This window comes from Streptococcus parasanguinis (assembly GCF_047463195.1).
Lineage (GTDB): Bacteria > Bacillota > Bacilli > Lactobacillales > Streptococcaceae > Streptococcus > Streptococcus parasanguinis_R.
Genome location: NZ_JASHEI010000001.1, coordinates 236,338 through 257,233, shown reverse-complemented (window position 1 = coordinate 257,233; position 20,896 = coordinate 236,338). Strand labels below are relative to the sequence as shown.

General features: G+C 33.0%; 16 protein-coding genes and 1 pseudogene. 6 read left to right on the top strand and 11 right to left on the bottom strand.

Annotation, left to right across the window (positions count from 1 at the left end):
- Positions 1-32 precede the first annotated feature (32 nt).
- The 5 genes from QM870_RS01185 to QM870_RS01165 all read right to left on the bottom strand — a co-directional run bounded on the left by QM870_RS01185 (position 33) and on the right by QM870_RS01165 (position 5,116).
- A complete protein-coding gene (locus QM870_RS01185) occupies positions 33-482 on the bottom strand; it encodes an ATP-binding cassette domain-containing protein (protein ID WP_414368298.1) in 450 nt (149 codons plus the stop codon).
- Positions 483-562: 80 nt separating this feature from the next.
- Positions 563-1,693 carry a hypothetical protein gene (locus QM870_RS01180; protein ID WP_414368207.1) on the bottom strand — a complete coding sequence of 377 codons (1,131 nt, stop codon included), beginning with the start codon at positions 1,691-1,693 and terminating at the stop codon, positions 563-565.
- 36 nt (positions 1,694-1,729) lie between these two features.
- The gene (locus tag QM870_RS01175) at positions 1,730-2,620 is read right to left on the bottom strand and encodes a C39 family peptidase (protein ID WP_414368205.1); all 891 of its coding nucleotides are present in this window, start codon (positions 2,618-2,620) and stop codon (positions 1,730-1,732) included.
- Positions 2,621-2,634: 14 nt separating this feature from the next.
- Positions 2,635-3,768, bottom strand: a complete 1,134-nt coding sequence (locus QM870_RS01170; RefSeq protein WP_414368202.1) for a hypothetical protein — start codon at positions 3,766-3,768, stop codon at positions 2,635-2,637.
- Positions 3,769-4,267: 499 nt separating this feature from the next.
- Positions 4,268-5,116, bottom strand: coding sequence for a helix-turn-helix domain-containing protein (locus tag QM870_RS01165; protein WP_414368200.1), 849 nt, complete (start codon positions 5,114-5,116; stop codon positions 4,268-4,270).
- 170 nt (positions 5,117-5,286) lie between these two features.
- Here QM870_RS01165 and QM870_RS01160 point away from each other — a divergent pair.
- From QM870_RS01160 to QM870_RS01150, 3 genes and pseudogenes are all read left to right on the top strand, one after another.
- Positions 5,287-5,436, top strand: a pseudogene (locus QM870_RS01160) (lactococcin 972 family bacteriocin); the annotation flags it as partial.
- Positions 5,437-5,502: 66 nt separating this feature from the next.
- Positions 5,503-7,512, top strand: coding sequence for a DUF1430 domain-containing protein (locus QM870_RS01155; RefSeq protein ID WP_414368197.1), 2,010 nt, complete (start codon positions 5,503-5,505; stop codon positions 7,510-7,512).
- Between the two features lie 2 nt (positions 7,513-7,514).
- Positions 7,515-8,150 (top strand): ABC transporter ATP-binding protein, encoded by a 636-nt coding sequence (locus QM870_RS01150; RefSeq protein WP_003003180.1) that lies wholly within the window; start codon positions 7,515-7,517, stop codon positions 8,148-8,150.
- An 838-nt stretch (positions 8,151-8,988) separates the two neighbouring features.
- Here QM870_RS01150 and QM870_RS01145 read toward each other — a convergent pair.
- Complete coding sequence (locus QM870_RS01145; protein ID WP_414368194.1) at positions 8,989-9,609, bottom strand: tetratricopeptide repeat protein; 621 nt, start codon at positions 9,607-9,609, stop codon at positions 8,989-8,991.
- A 660-nt stretch (positions 9,610-10,269) separates the two neighbouring features.
- Here QM870_RS01145 and QM870_RS01140 point away from each other — a divergent pair.
- The 3 genes from QM870_RS01140 (at position 10,270) to QM870_RS01130 (ending at position 13,696) form a co-directional block, all read left to right on the top strand.
- Entirely contained in the window at positions 10,270-11,577 is a 1,308-nt protein-coding gene (locus QM870_RS01140) for an MFS transporter (RefSeq protein WP_414368191.1), read from the top strand.
- A 65-nt stretch (positions 11,578-11,642) separates the two neighbouring features.
- Positions 11,643-12,374, top strand: a complete 732-nt coding sequence (locus QM870_RS01135) for an ABC transporter ATP-binding protein (protein ID WP_414368188.1) — start codon at positions 11,643-11,645, stop codon at positions 12,372-12,374.
- A 17-nt stretch (positions 12,375-12,391) separates the two neighbouring features.
- Positions 12,392-13,696 carry a beta-carotene 15,15'-monooxygenase gene (locus QM870_RS01130; protein WP_414368186.1) on the top strand — a complete coding sequence of 435 codons (1,305 nt, stop codon included), beginning with the start codon at positions 12,392-12,394 and terminating at the stop codon, positions 13,694-13,696.
- A 537-nt stretch (positions 13,697-14,233) separates the two neighbouring features.
- Here QM870_RS01130 and QM870_RS01125 read toward each other — a convergent pair.
- The 5 genes from QM870_RS01125 to QM870_RS01105 form a co-directional block, all read right to left on the bottom strand.
- On the bottom strand, positions 14,234-15,808 hold the full coding sequence (locus QM870_RS01125; RefSeq protein ID WP_414368184.1) for an ATP-binding cassette domain-containing protein: 1,575 nt from the start codon (positions 15,806-15,808) through the stop codon (positions 14,234-14,236).
- Positions 15,809-16,451: 643 nt separating this feature from the next.
- On the bottom strand, positions 16,452-17,108 hold the full coding sequence (locus QM870_RS01120; protein ID WP_414368181.1) for an ABC transporter ATP-binding protein: 657 nt from the start codon (positions 17,106-17,108) through the stop codon (positions 16,452-16,454).
- Positions 17,109-17,112: 4 nt separating this feature from the next.
- Complete coding sequence (locus QM870_RS01115) at positions 17,113-19,314, bottom strand: ABC transporter permease (protein WP_414368179.1); 2,202 nt, start codon at positions 19,312-19,314, stop codon at positions 17,113-17,115.
- Positions 19,315-19,320: 6 nt separating this feature from the next.
- Positions 19,321-19,614, bottom strand: a complete 294-nt coding sequence (locus QM870_RS01110; RefSeq protein ID WP_414368177.1) for a hypothetical protein — start codon at positions 19,612-19,614, stop codon at positions 19,321-19,323.
- 203 nt (positions 19,615-19,817) lie between these two features.
- The gene (locus QM870_RS01105; protein ID WP_414368175.1) at positions 19,818-20,690 is read right to left on the bottom strand and encodes a helix-turn-helix domain-containing protein; all 873 of its coding nucleotides are present in this window, start codon (positions 20,688-20,690) and stop codon (positions 19,818-19,820) included.
- Between the last annotated feature and the right edge of the window lie 206 nt (positions 20,691-20,896).

The window sequence follows — 20,896 nt, the reverse complement described above, 5'->3', positions numbered from 1 at the left end:
TAACAACGTTTATATTCAACCATACTATTTATTTACTTATCTAAGGGAAATCCATCATAAATGATTCTTCCTTTATCCATAACAATAAATCTATCTACAAATTTCATGAAGCTATCTTCATGAAAAATACTTATTATTATCATGTTTTTTTTAATTGAATTTAAATATTCAAAAACTTTTTTCTCGGATTCTTTATCCAAACTACTTGTCGCCTCATCTAATAATAAAATTTCAGGATTACTTAGTATAGCTCTAGCTAATCCAACTTTTTGTTTTTGACCACCAGATAAGTTTTCTCCATTTTCTAGAAGAAATAGCCCTAGCCCATTTCCCTCTGATGTAAGTTCAAATAAACCAAATTCGATACAAATCCTATTGATTTCTTCATCTACAATCATTGAATTTCCCAAAGTTAAATTATCTCTCAGTGTCCCTTCAAATACATAGGGATCCTGACTAACGTATGCTAACTTACTTCTTATATAAAGGAGAGAACCAATTTAGTCATCTCCAGATTGTAACTTTTTATCAAGCCACTACAGTTGACAATGAGCCTTTATTATTAATTTGACCCTAAGTCTTTTTCTACTATTCTTAATCCGATTGGAAAATCATCTTTTCCCAATTTTAATTTCTGTTTCTCAATCAACTTAGCATCCTTGAGACTATATTGTAATAAATGTTGATCAGTAGCTAGATACAACATATTTTCATTTGAAATTGTAAAAGAATATATTTCCTCTGGTGTTTCACCTGAATTGTCATCCAACACAATCGCTTTTATAGTTTCATTTTGTAAATCAAGAACAGATAAAATATTCTTTCCTTCTACCTCGTGCTTGACGACAAGGTAATGATTATCTGGACTTGGATAAAGCATATTAGGATAAGGATTGGGTAAGGTAAATAATTTCCTTTCTCCAGTGTGCAAATCGATTGACAACAATTGGTTTCCTGCCACCTTCTCAAAAGTATCTGTATCACGAATTGCAGAGATACTTACGAATGCCCTATCTTTGACAATTGCCAAGCCTTCTAACATTTCAACCTTTTTACCATCTGAAGTTAATCGAATTCTATCTTTTTCTTTCCAATGCTCTTTTTCATTTAGTACTATTAAATCTGAATCCAACACGCCTTCTGGACGATTTCGTTTTGGATCTTGATAAGCAATCTCAGCATATACGTTAGAATTATTTGCAACAATCTGACTCGAAATTGCTGTCATTTGGTTAAATTTTTTCTGAAAAACTTGCTTTCCATTAAGAGAAAAGACTGTTAATATTCCTGAGTTTGCATCTGTTTGAGCAGTATAAAAGTAATTAGAAGAGATACCTGATCCCATCATTGCATAATTCTTAGTATGATTTTTCCTTATCTCGCCTTTGGAAAAATCAATTGAAATGATATTTTGATGATCTATTGGTGCAAAATCATCACCTTCCGTTACGATCATCTTATCACCACTGTTTAAACACGAAAACCAGAGATTAACATACGTTGCTACATCAATTTTTTCTACTCGATGTAACTCGAGCTTATTCTCTTTCTTAGTATATGATTGAATACTTTTTGAGGTGACCAAGTAAAGATTCGATTCTGGATCAACTTGAAACATTGGTGTTTGGACCTTAGAACAAGAAAGCAAAAGGAAGAATAGAAATAAAATCCCAAAAAGATAAGAGCGTTTCATAGGTTATCCCTCCTATCCATTTCACGACTCACTTTCTCACCAAGCATAATTTTTCTCACCGCATGTAGCCATTGCTGCTAACAGCTCCTCTGGTGTCAGTTTCTTCAAGCCTCCATAGGTTGGATCCTGTACATGTGTATCGGGGTCTAGATAATAGATTGCTGCGATGTCCTTGCTATCTGCTGTTAATTCATAGCCTACTCCAATCACATTATGTTCCCCACGTTTTCCAGGATAGATTTGAGCTACATTAAAGGTGTAATAGAGAGGATAGCCATCATCAATATCTTTGCGCACGCGTTCTTTAAAGAGGCGGACATCTTCCGAATCTGGACGAGCGTCTGTTACAGTAGCTAGTCGATAACCTGCTTGGTTTCCACTTGGTTCTGGATAGCCAAATAGATTCTGATTCAAGACGCGAATCGCATCTCGATTATGAGTCCCATAGGGATTATAAGTCCCCATTTCCTTAGCTAATTGATGTTGAGAGACGCTAACCCCTCGACTAGCCAGCATCATATGGACTGTCGCCGGAGCACAGAAATACCATTCTTCTTGAAGTTTTAGAGGAATAGGCAATAGTTTTCGGATCACTTGATTCTCTTTGCTAGATGATTCTTGCTTGAGCGATTGAGAAGGTTGCGTGTTCTCTGGCATTGAAGCTTGTTCCTGTTTTGAAGATGGCAAAGTTTGCTGAGTTCCAACTTCTGCGCCGTCTTCCTTGATTTTTAATCGCTCTGCTACTTCTGCTGGCATTGGAGGATTAGGTTCTGTACGCTCCTTTGTTTTTACACTAACTGTTGTTGATGAAGCAGATGTGACCTTACGAGAGCTGGAAGGACTTGTTTGGCTTTCTTTTGGTGTCTCTTTACAGCCAGATAAACCAAGCAAAGTTAGAAGTACAAGAAATAAATGAACTATTTTCATGGTTTTTCTCCTTTCTACCATTCCTGATAGCGCATTACGGAGTTTTCATTTCGATAGATTTCACCTTTTGGAATCTCACTATCCTTCTTTTTGAATTGAATCCATAGAATCCCTTTATCCGATAGTAAAATGGGGCCATGATCATATAAATAATGAATCCGATGCTTTAAATCCCACAAATAATATTGAGATTTAACACGCTCCTCACTTCTTCTTTCTCCCATATATGTGAGATAAATATTGCGATATATGGAGGTTTCTGCCTGTGAAGTAGAAAATATCTTTTTATGGTTTTTATTTTCGAAGGTAAACGAAGCATCTTTATTATTTGCAACCAAGTAAAGGAGATTGTGCCCGTTCGTCAATAAATCGACATAATAGCGTTGATCATCCTTTGTTTGATCTATAACTTTTTTCTGCCCATCACTTAAGGAGTAGGCTACAATTTTTGTAGTTAAAGCTGTATTATCAATTTGTACATAATACAAGTGATCTTTAAAGACAGTCGGAAAACCGCTATTTTCTGATTCAATCGTCTGATGAGTCCCTGTTTCAAGGTCAAATTCTTCAATTTGATATAGGCTATCGCCTACTTCATAATTTATAAAGAGTTTCTGGTTGGATCGAGCTACTTGAGTAACTGGAACTGTTCCAATAGGTCTCCTATCGATCAGTGTCGTTAAAGATTTGTCCTTTATCTTCCAAAGATAGTAAATCCCTGTCTGATTGAGTTGATCGTACTCTTCAAAAACAACAATATCATGATCTACATAGCTAACAGCTACATGAGTCAGATTAGATGTCTTTTCAACATCTTTTATCTTTTGAAATTCCTTGGTATGTAAATTCATACTGGCAAGATAATTCTGATCATCATGTCCTTGGTCAACAGCCTCGCCATAAGCAATCCCATCATTTGACAGTGCGGTAGGTGTAAAGATTTTCCCATCTGGATAAGGGATAGAAATAGAATTTTTTAATAAATCTTCTGCCTTTCTTTCCTCGAACCCTATTTTCCTAGACACATTGGTACTACCGGAAGGAGATTTTTTTTGTGGTCCTACAAGAGTGCAGGCTGATAAGAGAATGATAATACCAACGATGATAAAACCTAAAAATTTTTGTTTGACATGATCTGTTTTCTTCATCAGCCTATACCTCCTGACTTAAGCATTACTTCATTACCTATTTATCTACAATAAAAAGATAACGAACGATTTTAAAATTGAAATCTTTTTTTCTTTCTAGAATAATAATACACAAAATAAAAAAGCAAATGTCAAATTGTCTCTTATATACACATTTTATACTTAGATAAATGAACTCAAAATATTTTCCTCAGTATTTATTGGTTCAAACTATGCTATCAAAGTCTTCTGAACGGAAATCTCTTTATTTGATAATTGAAAATAATTGTATTTCATATTAAAAGCACCTCAAATATTAGATGAACTCTAACATTTGAGGTGCAATTCAAAATTATTATTTGTTAAATTAAATGATCATTTTTTCAAATATTGCTTAACTAGCTGATCTAACGGGATAATGTGTAGGTTGCCATCCCTTACCCAATAACCATTGAGCATGGATACAACAATATGTCGATTATATCTTCAAACCGTTTTATGACTAAATCCATTTAGAAACTCATTCCTTGAAAAAACGCTTCACATCTGACTGACATGCTTCCAACAACGTTATTTCTTCAGTTAATTCGAGTAACTGCAAGCCTTCATCGACCAACTTTTTATCCGTTAAACAAATTCCAAGTGTCACTTTAGCATTTCCTAGAAAATCATATCGCTTACTTTTTTTTGCCGTATCTAACAATAGATAACTGATACTCGTACATTTCTCCATCAAACCATTCCATAGAAAAATACTGGCTAAATTTGAGAGTAATTTATACTTGGTGGGAAGAATCTCTGTATAATCAGAGTAATCATTGAGCCTATCTATCACTTCATCACAGATAGAAATCACTGTTTCTAGTGGAAGTGTAAATAAAATAACGACAATTAATTTGAGGTCACTATGATACCAAACATCCTGATTTTTAATTTCGTTCCAAGCTTCCGTTGCCATTATTCTTACCTTTTCATTTGGACCAGATTCTCGTAAACAAAGAATGACCTCTACTCTCTTTAGTATATTTGACACAGGAATATCATTAGGATATTTTTTTAAATAAGCTACACTCTTATTCTTCAGTTCCAATAATTTATCATTTGATTGGTAGGCATTGTTATCTTCTGCCAATAAGATAATTTCTTCTCTATCGGAATGGTGGTAAGAATGACATATATATCGAAATTCTTCGAAATCTAGGCCAACTTGCTTTAGAAGATGCTCCATCAACTCAAAACTAGGCACTACTTGGTTCGATTCAATACGCGACAAGTGCGCTCTTGAAGTGTAATCCTGGCAAACTTCCTCTTGACTAATATGTTTTGACTTCCGTATTTTTTTATAGATCGTACCGTAATCCCAACGCATAACAACTTCACCTCTAATTATGTGTATAAATGTTACATTTTTACACTTCGTTATGTGTTTAGTATATCATATATATAGAAAAAGGAGGTGCAGATATGCAAAAGAAAATCACTATTTATTTTTTGTATTAATGCTTTCACAATCCAAATAACTGGGGTGCATTTTCAAATTATTACCATGATTACAAATATCACTGGTCAAGCGTAACTCGTGCAAGAGATAGTAAATCATCATATGCTTACGCTCCTTCTCATCAGACCTCAAGAGCTTTTATAAATAGAAATTTTGGTGAAACAGTATATTTTAATTACGGATTTTAAAAAAATTCATAGCTCATAGAAAAGATTATATTACAATTCATGAAAATTTTAGAAAGTGAGTAAAGTATGAAACGCTTCTTTGTCATCCTTTCAAATATCTTTATAACAAGTTTTCTACTTTGGATTTGTTTTTCAACCTCATATGTGGTTATTCACAATAGTTTTCCAGCTATTAGTATTCTTTCCCAGAACAAAGAGGTATCAAAAGATCAGGTAAAATACAGTTTAGATCAATTAGCAAATGAAACAGACAGTGTGATTGGTGAACAAATTGAAACAATAGACGATAAAGGTAAGGTTCATTTTTCCTATGCAATATTTGGATCTGGCCATATCCCAAATGGCCTTGTTAAAGCTAGTGAAGAAGATTTTTACAATAGTGGCTTATTGTCCAATTATTATATTTTATCTGGAAATCTCACTCTAGATAGATTAAATCATGAACTTCAATCATTGGGTTTCACACAAACATTTGTTTCATATCCAAATATTTTTCTTAGCTTATTTACGTATATGGGAAATGGTAGTCAATTACTCGTTTTGGTCATTTTTCTACTAACTTTTATAGCCTTAATGATTATTCAAAAAACCAAGGAAATGCGAACAGTTGGGATTCGATATATTTCTGGATTGCACCTAACTCAGATTTTTGGAAACTCAATTATTAGTGATTGTGGAGATTTACTTTTAGGGATAATTACAGGGGTTTTTCTTGGAATCTGTGGTGTAAGTCTATTCCATATCACACCATTTTCTATTCCAGTTATTTTTTCAGCTAGCATAACTTATAATTTGTTACTTTTGTTCCTTTCTATACTCTTTAGCTTTCTTTATGTTTTAAGTATTAAAGCGGTACATTTGGTTTCTTTACTCAAAGGAAAGTTACCTTTGAAACCGATTATGGGTATTCTTTACTTGGGGCAATTGGTTGCTTTTCTTTTAATAGTACTTACCATTCATAGAACAAGTATCTATTCAACTATTTGGCAATTGCATCAGGCTGGAGATACAGCATGGTCAAATCAAAAAGATTGGGTATTGCTTTCAACAAATAGGGAGTTTGGGGCAGAGGCTAGAAATCAGGATAGTAGAAAAATGTTGGAAGAACAATGGAAAAACTTCATAGAAACTGGCATTCAGAATGGAGGAATGCTTGTTCAGCATCCACTTGCATCATTCGATCTAAAAGGTCTGTCTTCACATCCCTTAATGGGAAAAATGTCGATAAATGACTACAATCCGTATGCTAATAGCTTATATGTGACTCCTAATTATCTAGATATTCAGAATGTAGAATTAAATGAAGAAGATAAGAAGAACATTAATAGCCTTGGAGAAGGAGAATTTGGACTACTATTGCCTGAAAAATTAAAAGATCAAGAAGATAAATTGCGTCAAATTTATGAAGATTTCCTAGCGATTCGAAACGATAAGGGAAATAAAATTCAACAGGCTATGAAAGCTCGTGTTTTCTATATTTCAAACAATAAGAAGCGTTTCGTATATAATTCTACACCAATCTCATATCAACAATTTCTAAGTGATCCTATACTTATTGTCCTTAAACCAAGCTCTTTTGGAAAAAATCAAAATGATTTCTTCACTTATCCATCTGATTATCTGTATTTTAAAGGTTTGGATGCCACTAAAAAACTAGTTGAACAAGGTGGAATAAAGAGATATATCAGTCAGTATGATCTTGCCTATTATGTTTATCGTGGTATGAGTCACAACATTCAAGTTGAAATATTGACAATCATTGCTGGTGGTTTTCTCGGTATAGCTACCTCAATTCTACTCTTTAATACAATGACAATCCTCTACTTTGAAGAATTTCGTAAAACTATTCTTATTAAGAAAATATCAGGATTAAATTTTTTTGAGTTACACCAGAAATTTTTTATCTGGCAAATAGTTATCTTCATTTTGGGAGGGGCTATTGGTCTTTTGCTAACAAATAAACTTTGGGTAGTCTTTCTAACCTCTTGCGTCTTTGGTTTGAATTCTATTTTAATACTAATGCATCGTTCTCGTAAGGAAGATAGGATGGCTAGTATTATATTGAAAGGAGCATAGAAATGATTAAAATCCATCAACTAACAAAAACCTTTGGGGACCGGACGGTATTTAGTGATTTGAACTTAAATTTTGATGCAGGTAAAGTCTATGCTCTTATCGGAAATAGTGGTTGTGGCAAAACAACCTTACTAAATATGGTAGCCAAGCTAGAACCTTATGATCAGGGAAGTATTCAATATAAAGGAAAAGATTTACGAAAGATTAAACCAACAAACTATTTCAGAAATGAACTCGGTTATCTCTTCCAGAATTTTGGACTTATCGATAATAAAACTGTTTCAGAAAATTTAGATTTGGGATTAATTGGTCATAAATTAGACAAACAAAAAAAGAGAGAGACCAAAGAAGAAGTATTAGATAGAGTAGGACTATCTTATATTCAACTAGATCAAAAAGTATATGAGCTTTCTGGAGGAGAAGCACAACGTGTAGCCTTGGCAAAGATCATTTTAAAAGATCCTCCTCTAATTTTGGCAGATGAATTAACTGCCGCTCTTGATCCTGAGACCTCACAGGAGATTATGGACTTACTCCTAACATTAAAAAATAAGGAACGTCTGATCATTATTGCAACACATAATCCAACCATTTGGAAACAAGCTGATCAAGTGGTAAGCCTAAAAATTAGTCAATGAAGAATAGGGTAATAGCACAGATTTTCATTACGTTACATATTCATTTCCTGACAAAACATCCCGAAAGTTAAGTGCACCCAAATAGTTAGATTAATAATTTATCCAAAGGATTTAGTTCTGTATTGCACAGGACTGAGTCCTTTTCTACTATTTGTATAGAAGTGTATACATTTTTAATCTATAGTCGTAGAGATTTAGTAAATTATTCGTAACCAAAAATGTTTTTGAGCTAATCATTGTCAATTATATACTCTATTTAAGTGAACACTGGAAATTTTAAATGCTGATCTTATACTGTAAAATGTACTTTATTTAAGGGAAAACTAAAAATTTTTCAAATGTACATTCATACAAAAACACGGCTCATGAATCATGGCCGTGTTATTTTTTACTTAAGTTAGTTAACTAATTCTCTTAGTTAATATTTACTTACATTTTATTTGCTTTAATTCCTTCATCTCTTTTAGAATACTAAAAATATAGAAACTAAATAGAACTACACCTAAAAAAGATAAAACAAAGAAACCAGACGTAAGTTTTTCGCCTCTAACAGCTAGTACTCCAAGGGAAAAAATACCGATAGCCATTATGGAAATTATGAGGATAAACCACAAGTAAATCATATAAAACTTATAAAGATAGCAAAAGGACTTATTTTTTTGTTTAGGGTTATCCTTCCATTCTAAATAAAAGAAATAAGGTATAAAAATAATTAAAATAAATAGAAATTCTATCTCTATCATAACCTCTCGTCTTATCTCCCTTAATCAAATACATGATTTATAGCATATTAAAACTTTTTATTTAGGCAAACTAATGACAAAATCTAAATGCAAAATCATCGATTAATCAATTCCTCAATTTCCTTTACCCCTTCAAACTCTCCAACACTTTCGAAAAGTTCTATAGCTCGTTTGAAATGTGTGTTGGCTAATCCTTTATCTTCCAAGGCTAAATAGATTTCACCTAACCCTCTATAGCTACAAGCCTGAGAAATCACATCATCAGTCTGTAAAGATTGTTCCAGTGACAGATTCATGAATGTAAGAGCTTCATTAAGATTGTTTAATTTCAATCTCAAATAGCCTTGTTCGTAGTTATTTATAGCTTTCTTTAGATTATCATTGGGAAAATACTCTTCAATTATCTTCTCTTCATCTTCAATGAGCTTTAAAGCCTTATAAAAATCACCCTGATCTCTGTAGATCATCGCTAATTGATGTAATCCAATGTGTTCATGTTCTTTATCTTCATTTTGTTGAGCTAATAAAATGTATTTCTCAAAGATACGGGTACACGAGGCATAGTCTTTTTCTGCCAATAATAAATACCCCATCAGATTTAAAAGGCTAAAATCTGTACAGGTATCAATGGAAAAATCTTGTTCAACCAACTTTTTAGCTTCTGATGTTTTTCCCTCCAGAAACAAGTCCCAAGCTGTATCAATTTTAGAGACCATCTATTTTCCCCTTTCAACTATAAACAACCTTCATAAAATAAAATCACTCAACCAGAAGATGCTAAACACTACCTTTATAAATTTAATCCACTAGGCTAAAGTATAGCAAAAAGTCCAAATAACTACTATTTGGGCAAAATGTTACTTAGTTTCTTTTTAAACGAGCAATGAGTAACTTAATAAGATAAGCTAGAACTACAAGTGCTACTACGCGTGATAATAGATAGAAAATAGAATAAACAAAATAGATTTGCATATCTGACACCTCCCAAATAAAAGAGATTAACCATCTTGTCCTCAATATTATTGTACTCCCGTTCGAAAGCGGTGTCAAGAGTTGTGACAAATAGTATCAACATCTAGAATGAAGTTAAAGCCTATAAAAAGCAAAATAAATCAATCTGTTCCATTTTGAATTCCTTTAACGATTGTAAAATATATCCTATTTTAGAAGAGGTACGTATGAAGTTATCAATTTAGATAATGTCAAAGCAAGAGAGAAATATAATTAGTAAACATAAATACAATATTTTCTACATTTTTTAATATACTTTTATTAGTATAATTGGTAAAATCTTAATTAACAAAAATTATGTTTTATCTACTATCCCAATTACCTTACAACACAGGTTCATTGAATAGGATTAGATAACCAAAGCAATGTTGAAACGAATGGAGGGGGTTAATATTAAGAATTTAATAAGTGATCAAATGTCTAATAGACAAATCATCAAAGACTTTATTAGTAGTTTTATTAGTTCTTTAAGTGGAAAAGCTTTTAATTTTGCTTTAGGATTAATGTTACTGGACCAAACAAAATCTGCAATGAGTTTTGGAATCAATATGATCATCTATCCTTTAGTTAGTTTGATTTTCTTGCTTCCAATCGGTAATTTAGTAGACCGATACCGTCATAAAAAGATCTTAATTTATAATTTTATCTTTAGGCTTATAATCTTTCTTCTGTTTTATGCTTTTTATTTTTTAACGAATTCATCTACTATCTTATACCTCGTAATCCCGTTTGTCATACTCCACTCAATTACAGTTAACATCAATGATACTTGTTATTCAGCCTCTATCCACGAGTTAGTAAACGATAAAAAAATTCAACGATTAAGTTCTGTTACACAAACCGCCATTGCTATCGCAACCATGCTTTCCCCAGCTATTGGAGTCATTCTTTATAATTGGTTAGGCTTCTCAGGCTTTATTCTTATAGAAATCATTGCAAATATCCTTTCTTTAGGTGTCTTACTTACCATGAAATTCTTCTATGAACACGAAGAGCAAGAAGCTAAGATTAAACAGAATGAAAAGCATCAACACGGGGTCAAAGAAATTATCCAATTCTTAAAAGAAAATCAGATTGTCAAATATATTATTCTTGTTAGTGTTGTACTGAATTTTTTCTATACTTCCATTAGCATTGGAGTACCATTTGTAGTCAAAGAGCAACTCTTATTAGATAATGCAACAGTAGGTATCCTAGAAACTATGTCTGCAGTTGGAATGTTATTAGCCAGTGTGTCTATGTCGCTACTGCCAGACAAAAAAGAAACCAACACACTTCTCACTAATAGAATCCGCATCCCGCTTTTTCTTCTAACTATCGCTATCGTTGGTTTGGGTATTACATTTGCAACTACTAACGCCCAGGTGATTATTTCTTCCGTTGGCGGTTTATTTATGGGAATTATCGCATTTACTCTTGTTATTCTAAATATTGTCGTCATGACCTATCTTCAAAGTAGTATTGAAACAAATTATTTAGGAAGAGTAATGAGTACTTTGTTCACACTGAATACGTCTATCATGCCGATAGGTACCATTGTATTTACTTATTTATTTCAAAAGGACATAAACGGAGGCCTGATATTCGTATTTGGAGGAGTTTCTCTCCTGATCTATACCATGATAACGTTACCTCGAATCTATAGAATACTCCAAAAAGAACACATTTATTGATATTGACAGAATTAAAATATTGTATAATTAAATCAAAGATGACACTGGAATCAGGAGGATTTATTATGGTTAATAATCTAGCTGTTGAAGTCACAAATCTTTCAAAAGAATTTTTACTAGGGCAAGATAAAACTGTCTCTATTTTGAAAGATATTTCTTTATCTGTCAATTATGGAGAATTTGTATCAATACTTGGTGTCAGTGGTTCTGGAAAGTCTACTTTATTAAGTTGTTTATCAAGTTTATCTGAACCAACAAGTGGCGAAGTTGTTATCAATGGTGTGAATCCATACACTTTAAAAGAAGGGAAACTTGCTAAATTTAGAAGGCAAGATATTGCAATTATTTTTCAAAATTATAATCTGGTACCCGCTCTACCTGTTCTAGAAAATGTTACACTTCCTCTGAGACTTTCAGGAAAGAGTATTGATAGCAATAAAGTAAAAAAAATGTTGGATAGTTTGAATTTTAAAGCAGAACTATCATCATTAGTTTCTACCTTATCAGGTGGAGAACAGCAAAAAGTGGCTATTACTCGTGCAATAATAGCTGATAGTAAAATTATTTTTGCTGATGAGCCAACAGGAGCTCTGGACAGCGTCTCAAGAAAACTTATTTTTGAAACACTTCGTAATTTAGCGAGTCAAGGAAAATGTGTTTTTATGGTCACTCATGATATTGAGTTGGCTTCAAAAACTGACAGAGCACTCATTTTAAAAGACGGAAAAATATCTCGACAAATTATTAAACCTTCAGCTGATGAGCTCTACCAAGCACTTGAAAGTAGTAAAGATTAATTTGAGGAGGTTTTATTATGCTAAAATTAATCATTTACCAATTTCAGTACTCAAAAAGACAATGGTTAGGAACAATACCATTACTATTTGTATCTAGCCTGATTGTTGGAACATCTTTATTTGGTATTGCTAGTTCAATAAAGACTGCTAATATTAACGCTTCACAACTTTTTCAAATGCTAATAGTTTTTGGCGGGACTACTCTATTTTTCCTTATTTCAAATAATATAAGACTGCTAATAGATATCTTTAAAAAGGATTACCAATTATGGGCTATCTTAGGCGCAAGCAGAACTCAGCTATCTTTACTAGTATCTGGACAGTTTTATTTAATGGCAGTGATTGTTAGTAGTATTGGTACAATACTTTCATTCTTCATGGCAGATAGTTACTACAAATTTTTACAAAATTTATTAGGAAGAGATGAGTTACCTGATTTGGTTATTACAGCCAACATTCAATCAATTTTATTGAGTGTTTTTATAGTCCCAACAATTGTCGGGATAGGGGCTTACTTTTATTCAAGTCGAATACTTAAAATATCATCAATATTAAAACCAAAAAAGAAAAAAAGAAAAGTTACAGTAACTGGCTCTGTTCGTTTATTCCTATGGTTACTATGTATAGGTTTTATTGTTTCAGCAGGTTTTATCAGAAACAAAGAAATAATTGCAACACAGTCAAGCATAATATTATTTTTATTAATTATTCACATCCTTATTATTCAATCACTATCTCCATCAATTCAAATGTTTCTAATAAAATTTTTAATGAGGATATTTCCAACTGAAAATTATGTAATCAATACAGGCTTTTGGGATCTACTATCCAATCCTAGCTATTTGAAAAGTATACAAACTTCAATGAGCATGGGAGTAACTCTCATTTCTGGGTTTATTCTTTACACCCAAAATATGTATTCATTCATGAATACAGCAAACGGTGTACAAGAAGCAAGAGCTTCCTTTATTGCTTATCTGTCTGCTCCAATTATTCTGATTATTACTAGTTCTATTTCTCTTACAATTTTATCTTCTAATAAAGATATTGAGGACATTAAACAGTTAAAGACACTGGGAGTGTCAAGATTACAACTTTTTAAAATACGTATAGCCGAGGCAATAATACATTCGGTGTTAATTTTATTAGTATCAGTAGTTTTCAATTTAATTATTTTAATTTTAGTTAGCTTTATTGGCCAACTTTTAGGCCGTAGTTTAGTAGATATATCAGGTTTCTGGCAACCGAGTCTTATAGTTATTTCTTTGTTAGTTATTTTTTATAGTATTACAAAGGGATTTTATTTATTTCAAGATAGATAAATTGGAATAGTTACTGATTCAAAAAGAACACACTTATTGACATTGAAACAAAAGCAATACTAAAACGAAAAAGACAAGGATAAAACACCTTGTCTTTTTTAAAATACTAACAACTTAGACTAACAATGGGACTTTTTTCATAATTTAGCACCTTTTTAGTAACCTGTTCAAGATACGGATGTATAGTCCAGATAAAGACAATTCAAATTAGATTACGTCTACCTATTTATTTTATCTTTTATTTGCTTTATGTCCTGTATCTCTTTCAGAATACTAAAAATATAGACACTAAATAGAACTACACCTAAAAAAGATAAAACAAAGAAACCTAACGTAAGTATTTCGCCTCTAACAGCCAGTACTCCAAGGGAAAAAATACCAATAGCCATTATGGAAATTATGAAGATAAACCACAAGTAAATCATGTAAAACTTATAAAGATAGCAAAAGGACTTATTTTTTTGTTTAGGTTTATCCTTCCATTTTAAATAGAAGAAATTTAAATTATTTATCCAACATATTGGGTTCATTATAAAATCAAGTCTTTCTAAGTTCAATGACTTGATCGTATCGACTTTCATCATCAATATGGTGAGCGATTTCTAACACCATCATCGGTAGTGAGAAAATCAAGTCTCGAACCATCTGGCTATTTTCTGCGTCAAGAGCTGCAGTTACCTCATCTGCTAATAAAATATCCTTTTTACGAAGTAGGAAGCGGGCTAGTTCAATCCGGACACGTTGTCCACCTGAAATATTTTCTCCGTTATTAGTGATTACAAAATCAAGTCCATCAGTTAGTTCATGATCGAGTTTGACCTGTCTTAAGACAGTCTCTAATTCTTGATCTGAAAACTCTTGTCCCAAACTGAGATTGTAGCGAATAGTATCATTAAAGAGGAAAGGATGCTGACTGATGATACCTACCTGACGAATAAAATAACTTGTTTTTGCTCCATCCCTTGTCCGACAAGAAATCGTCCCATCATTCGCCTTTTCTTCCCCTGTGATCATTCGAAAGAGGGTTGATTTTCCACAGCCACTTGGCCCTTTGATGAGGACTTTTTCGCCTTGTTGAATGGTTAGATTAAGATCGCGTATAATCTCTCTACCGTTATAAGATTTACTTAAATGAGAAATTTCTAGTTCTTCTACTTGTGAGATCGAATGATTGTCCGATTCACTATCATCTGCTCGATTTAAAATTCCGAAAATCTTTTCTGCCGTTGTTTTGGCTCCTTGTACTTCAACCACATCATACATGATATTTTGTATAGGACCTACCAGTTGACCAGCGGCAATATACATTGCAACCAGGCTAGCCACTGAAACATGATGACCATGCATGGCAAGGAAGAACCCCAATACCAAGGGGAGTACTTGGCTAAGAAAGACCATGAAACCATTACAAAAGAAAACAATATTATGGGTAAAAGCAAACTTTTGAATGGCTCGTTGATAACGAAGATTGATATTCCAGACGCGCTGAGAATTTTCAGGCAAGGCTTGATTCATCCGCAAGGTTTGAGCCCCTCGAATACTATCAGAGATTTGGTTATGAACGGCTGTTCTTCCCTGAGACATTTCATCCCCTGAATTCTTTAGCTTATTATTCATTAAGAATTGTGGAATGGGACGTAAGATCGTGAAGAAAACAAAGATAGAACCCAATAAAACATTTTGGGCAATGATATAGATCGCCGTAATCAGTGCTCCAAATCCCCAACATGAAATAGACATATAGCGTTCAAAAAAGTTATCTCCTAGAAATTCCATATCCTGTGTCAGCATGGTAATCTTTTCATCTTCACTATATTCCCTGTCTTCCATTAACTTCTGAAAAAGTGCCGTTCGGATATTCATGTGAATTTCACGTCTAAAGACATTATTTGCATGATTACAAAATAACATTAGACTATACAAAGCGAAATAGACAGAAAAACCAAAGAGGGCAAATTTCCAAATAGAAGAATAGGTAAGGTTATTTTGATCTATCGATAATGCTTTGGCAACAACCAAGGGTTGCCCCAAAGCGAGACCCCCATTTGCCAGTGCCCCAATAATGGTTAGGTATTTTGTTTTTTTATCAAGATATTTAAAAATATTAATCATAAATCCCTCCTAAATAATAGAATCCTATAATTAAGAAATATCATATGTAATCATTAAATCTTATTACATATTATTCTTTGTGATATATTTTACATGATCATTATACGTCTAAAAATAAGTCTGGTCAATGAATATTCAAAAAATTAGAAATATTTAAATTCTTAATAATTAACATTTTAAGTTGAGACTTTTGAAAATACTCTACCTATCTGTCTGATGAAAATTTGTTTTAGTCAATCTTTACAGAGGTGAAATAGGGGTTCACTACACGTCAATAGATGTGAGAAACCTTGATTTTAAGCGATTCTTGAAATTCTAAATTTCACTACATTGCAATATAAATCAACCGAATGACTACATTTTTGACTACATTTTTTGTTAAATAAATTAGATGTTTGGATATATAGAAAACGCTCTAGTCATATTGTCTAGAGCGTTTTTGTGTTGTCTAGTAAAAATAAATGTGGCTTTTATGTGCCTACACGTCTCAGGTATTTTAAAATTAAAATTTAATTACCGATAACAAGAAAGGTTTTTTATGTTTACACAGAATTATTGACAGTATCAATTTTTCATGCTTAAACTTCCACTTCCTTCATTGTTCTATAGACTAAAATGATCGTCTCAGTTGTAAGTGACTAGATTAGTTTCCAAAAGCTGATTTCAACGAGACAATTCGATCACATTGTTTCGCATGGTTTAAATTATGTGTGACGATTAGAATTGTTTTTCCAAACTGATCTCTCAATGACCGAATTAAGTCAAATGATTTTTGAGCCATATCAGGATCCAATGAACCTGTTGGTTCATCTGCCAAGATGATATCACCTGGTTTTAGAATAGATCTCACGATGGCGATTCTCTGCTGCTCACCTCCAGACAATTCATTGACCTTGCTATCTAGCCTATTTTCCAAACCAACAAACCGCAAGGTTTCTTTAATCTTTTTCTCCTTCTCTTCCTTAGAGAAATTAGTAAAGGTCAAAGCAAGCATGAGATTATCTTTTACACTGGATGTAGAGATGAGTGCATTTAATTGAAATAGATAGTTGATAACATTCTTTCGATAGTTAACCGCAGAACGCGAATTCACTTTTGGTAAGATCTTCCCGTTGATTAAAATCTTACCACTATCAATATTATCCAAAAGGCCAATCATATTGAGTAACGTAGATTTTCCAGAACCAGATGGCCCTACTAAAGCTACAAATTCATTTTCCTCAACATCAAAACTTAAGTCTTTTAAAATCTCACGTGAACCAAATTTTTTTGACACATTTTGTACGGAAATCATAGACATTAAATCACCCCTTAAACGATTGTATGAGATTTTCTCCTTCTTTACGGAATAGATTGAAGTAAAGAAGTAATAATTGGAAAGCAAATGTAACTAGTGTTAAAACTATTCCCAACTTAGAGCCTAGTAAGATAGAAACTAGTAGTTCTACCGCAGAAACACCAACGACAAGAGAAAGAACACCGCTATACCTCTTCCAAGGAGAAAAGCCCATGAAGTATTGTACATACAGTTTTTCTTCGAAAAGCAAGCGATAAATCAAGACAAAACTCCAAAAGATAGCCATCATAGTAAAGACAATAATAGCAATGATACTTCCAAATAGGTAGAAAGTATAGCCGAGATCTTTCTGAAGTCCATTGATATAATTCTTAACCGTTGTAAATTTCAGTGCATTGTCTGATAAATCAGGGAACTCATTATCTAAAATTGATTTTACCTGATTCATTGTTTCCTTATCACGAACTTTCAAAATTCCGTCATATCCACTCACAGATAGGTTTGCTGATTCCATGAAGTACAAGTTTTCAGGAGCTGCTACAAAAATAACAGGTTCTTCACTAGTTACACCTCGATCGATTGATCTTGACCAAGTAAAAATGGACTTAGATGGCTGATAGGTTCTAAATAAAAATCTTGGATTTTCTGTAAACTTAGTCCCTATATCCCCTGGTTTTACTCGAACAACTTCTTGTAAGTAAGCCTTCATGGTTTCAACATCCGCTGAACCTAGAGTATCAGGAATAAGGTACAATCTGGCACCATTACGTATTTCGGATAATTCTTCATTACTTAACTCAACTCCTAGTTCAGATAAGTAATTATAAGAATAGGTTAAATACCAAAATGGTTTTTTAGGAACATTTTGATACGTACCATAGATTGTATCAAGGTATTCTTGCCCGAGATATTCTCCCTGAGCAATATAAACACCTGGAATCTCTGAAATTCGTTGGTAAAAGTGATACATGCTGCTTTCTAATGAATTTGTATTACCAGAGTAGGTTCCTATATCATCCCCTTCTACAAAATCCGAAATAACATACATATTTTCAACACTTTTCCACTCCCTAGCTACTTTGACATTATCAAAGAACTGATTCATTGGCGCATCTAAGGAATGACTAACTGCTATTAATAAACCAGCTACTAAAGTATAGAATAACAAACTGGTTGCCATTAATGGTTTCATTGGTAACCGTTTATGAATTGCAGCTAATGGAGAAACCAAATAAACAACAATACTTGGAATAATTAATGTTAGCAATAGTAACAAGATTGAAAGACTTGTACCCGCAAAGACTAACACAAATGATGATAATCCAAAACTAGCCCAACCTGACAAAAACCAAGTTGCTAGTGCGGAAACAGGTGCAATATAAATAGAAAACAGAAGAGAATCCTTGAAGAGGGCAGACCACAACTCCTTCCTATCCCATCCAAGTAGTATCAATGTCCCAAAATGTTTAAAGGATTGTAAAACACATATTAGGAAAAGAACAAGAAGAACCATAGCATTTACTGCAATACTAGCAGCTAAAACGATTGGCACAATTCCCTCAACAGTATTACTGCCAAAACTCTCTTTAATCAAGTCTTCAACAGAAATCCCAGTAATGGATGAGAGATTTGATAAAAACGTTTCTCTTGAGAGGTTGTCCTGAAGACCATTGATATGATATATCCCGTTTATTGTATTTGTTTCTTTAAAAATATGGTCTAACCGATTAATAACAACAGGGGTTGTAAATAACAAGCTCGGTAATTCATAGAGCATATTATCAGTTCCCTTATCAAGTCCAATAGTCAAGTTATTGTCACTATGGGATAATAAATCCGAAATTTGTTGGTGTGATAAAATTATTTTACCACCGTTTGTAAAATCTGAAAAACCTTCAGGATTGCCAAGAACATCTAAATATATTCTATTTATTGAACCATCCCTACTACTATTTGTAGTACGTTTCGTCCAAATAGACAAGTCACTTTGTTCCAAAAAGTATTGGTATACACTTTGCGACTGTTCTTCAGATAATCTTTGAAGATAAACTGTAACTGACCCAGAATTACGGTTATAACTTTGCCATGACTCCTCATACTGAACACCTGTAAAAAAAATTGCCATCAGAGCAAGTAGTACGCTCTGAATGGCAATCAAAAACAGGATTAAGTACTTCATTTTACCTAATAACATGTTTTTGTATGTCATAGGCGCTTACCTACAATTCCAGTAACATTGTGCTGTACCAGTTCCAATATATTTAGATGCACGTGCTTCAATTCCTGGCCGTTTCCAACCTGAGAAACCTCCGTTAGCACTTGCTGCGTGTTCATACACACCAGATTGAACGTGTGAGTAACTCCAAAGTCCTACTGTACGACCATAGTTCCAATAAACGGCAGAACCTTTATAATAAACTGTTGCAGCAGAAGCGATTGAACCACCTGCACCAGCTAGGGTAAGAGCAAGTAACGATGTTGAAATAATCTTTTTAATGCTATTCTTCATACCTTGCAACCCCTTTCATATTTCTTGATTGTATTCTATCATGCAGAATATTTTTTGTCAATAATATTTATAAATATTTTTTTATTTTATTTTTTTATTATGAATAAGTTTATTTTAACTGTAGAAATAACTCGTTTCATGAGAGATGTTACAATAAATGCATATAAAAAACAACACAGTAAAGACTGAGTTGTCTATAACAATTATGCTGGGAATGTTTCATTGATAAAACGCTCAAGGTCTAAAGCCATCTTATCATTTCCCTCTAGCAAGTATGCATGCTGCGCTGTTACAAAGTACTGTTTAACGGCATCTTTATGGGCAAAACCTTCACTAACATTCCCAAGTAAACAGTAAAGATTAGCTAAACAGTAGAAACTATTATTTTTGAGACAAATATCAATCGTTTCAAAAGTCTCACTTATCGCTCTCTCTGTTTGCTGGTTTAACCATAGATACCGACAAAAGTTATACCGACATTTAATCAGAATTTCAAGTTCATCAATTGTCCGAACCTTAACACTCTTAAAAAGATTGGTCATGCGATTATAGACTTCTTCAAATTTTGAGAGTTCATCCGTCTGAAAGTAAAAGTGCAATAAACTATTTGAGATATTCAAATATTCCCAATCATATTCGCTATATTTTGACAAAATAGCTTCTAATTTTTTGATCGCTTCATTCTGTTTAAGGTCATGGTTAAACAACACAATAGCCTCTATCCACTGAAGGTATAACTGATCGGAGAGAGGGAGTTTTACTGTCTTCGCAGCTTCTAACTCATAGATATATTTTAGTGAATCATAATCTCGTAAGTCTAAGAATTTCTTAGATACAGCACGAAATTGAGTCAAAAACTCCGATTCGACATGGATATCCTCGTCAAAAAAGTAGTCCATTGATACATTTAGCTTTTTTGCAAGGGCATATACTAAGTCTGAGCCAGGACTATAGTCTGCATCTCGCTCAATTTTACTGATTTGGGCCTGTTCACAGATACCCGCAGCTAATTCAACCTGAGACAAATTCAGTTCTTTTCTCCGACTACGCATTCGGCTCGCCAATAGTTTCCCCATATGCCCACCTCTATTCTATGTAATATTTATCTTTATATCACAAATTATAACATTATGACTTTTATTTTTCAATTATTCATACTCACCTAAAATCAAAAACTAATCCAACTTCTATGAACAATAGATTTTAGTACTGTCCAATGCAAGCTCCTATCAAATGCTATAATTTTTACATTTCTAAAAAACAATTTCTAAAAGAAAGTTAC

What these genes read in the sequence shown, in the direction of transcription:
- QM870_RS01130 (WP_414368186.1), top strand. Translation starts at nt 12,392, where the DNA reads ATGCTAAAATTAATCATTTACCAATTTCAGTACTCAAAAAGACAATGG.
- QM870_RS01115 (WP_414368179.1), bottom strand. Translation starts at nt 19,314, where the DNA reads ATGACATACAAAAACATGTTATTAGGTAAAATGAAGTACTTAATCCTG.
- QM870_RS01180 (WP_414368207.1), bottom strand. Translation starts at nt 1,693, where the DNA reads ATGAAACGCTCTTATCTTTTTGGGATTTTATTTCTATTCTTCCTTTTG.
- QM870_RS01120 (WP_414368181.1), bottom strand. Translation starts at nt 17,108, where the DNA reads ATGTCTATGATTTCCGTACAAAATGTGTCAAAAAAATTTGGTTCACGT.
- QM870_RS01145 (WP_414368194.1), bottom strand. Translation starts at nt 9,609, where the DNA reads ATGGTCTCTAAAATTGATACAGCTTGGGACTTGTTTCTGGAGGGAAAA.
- QM870_RS01110 (WP_414368177.1), bottom strand. Translation starts at nt 19,614, where the DNA reads ATGAAGAATAGCATTAAAAAGATTATTTCAACATCGTTACTTGCTCTT.
- QM870_RS01125 (WP_414368184.1), bottom strand. Translation starts at nt 15,808, where the DNA reads ATGATTAATATTTTTAAATATCTTGATAAAAAAACAAAATACCTAACC.
- QM870_RS01140 (WP_414368191.1), top strand. Translation starts at nt 10,270, where the DNA reads ATGTTGAAACGAATGGAGGGGGTTAATATTAAGAATTTAATAAGTGAT.
- QM870_RS01170 (WP_414368202.1), bottom strand. Translation starts at nt 3,768, where the DNA reads ATGAAGAAAACAGATCATGTCAAACAAAAATTTTTAGGTTTTATCATC.
- QM870_RS01105 (WP_414368175.1), bottom strand. Translation starts at nt 20,690, where the DNA reads ATGGGGAAACTATTGGCGAGCCGAATGCGTAGTCGGAGAAAAGAACTG.
- QM870_RS01150 (WP_003003180.1), top strand. Translation starts at nt 7,515, where the DNA reads ATGATTAAAATCCATCAACTAACAAAAACCTTTGGGGACCGGACGGTA.
- QM870_RS01175 (WP_414368205.1), bottom strand. Translation starts at nt 2,620, where the DNA reads ATGAAAATAGTTCATTTATTTCTTGTACTTCTAACTTTGCTTGGTTTA.
- QM870_RS01155 (WP_414368197.1), top strand. Translation starts at nt 5,503, where the DNA reads ATGAAACGCTTCTTTGTCATCCTTTCAAATATCTTTATAACAAGTTTT.
- QM870_RS01165 (WP_414368200.1), bottom strand. Translation starts at nt 5,116, where the DNA reads ATGCGTTGGGATTACGGTACGATCTATAAAAAAATACGGAAGTCAAAA.
- QM870_RS01135 (WP_414368188.1), top strand. Translation starts at nt 11,643, where the DNA reads ATGGTTAATAATCTAGCTGTTGAAGTCACAAATCTTTCAAAAGAATTT.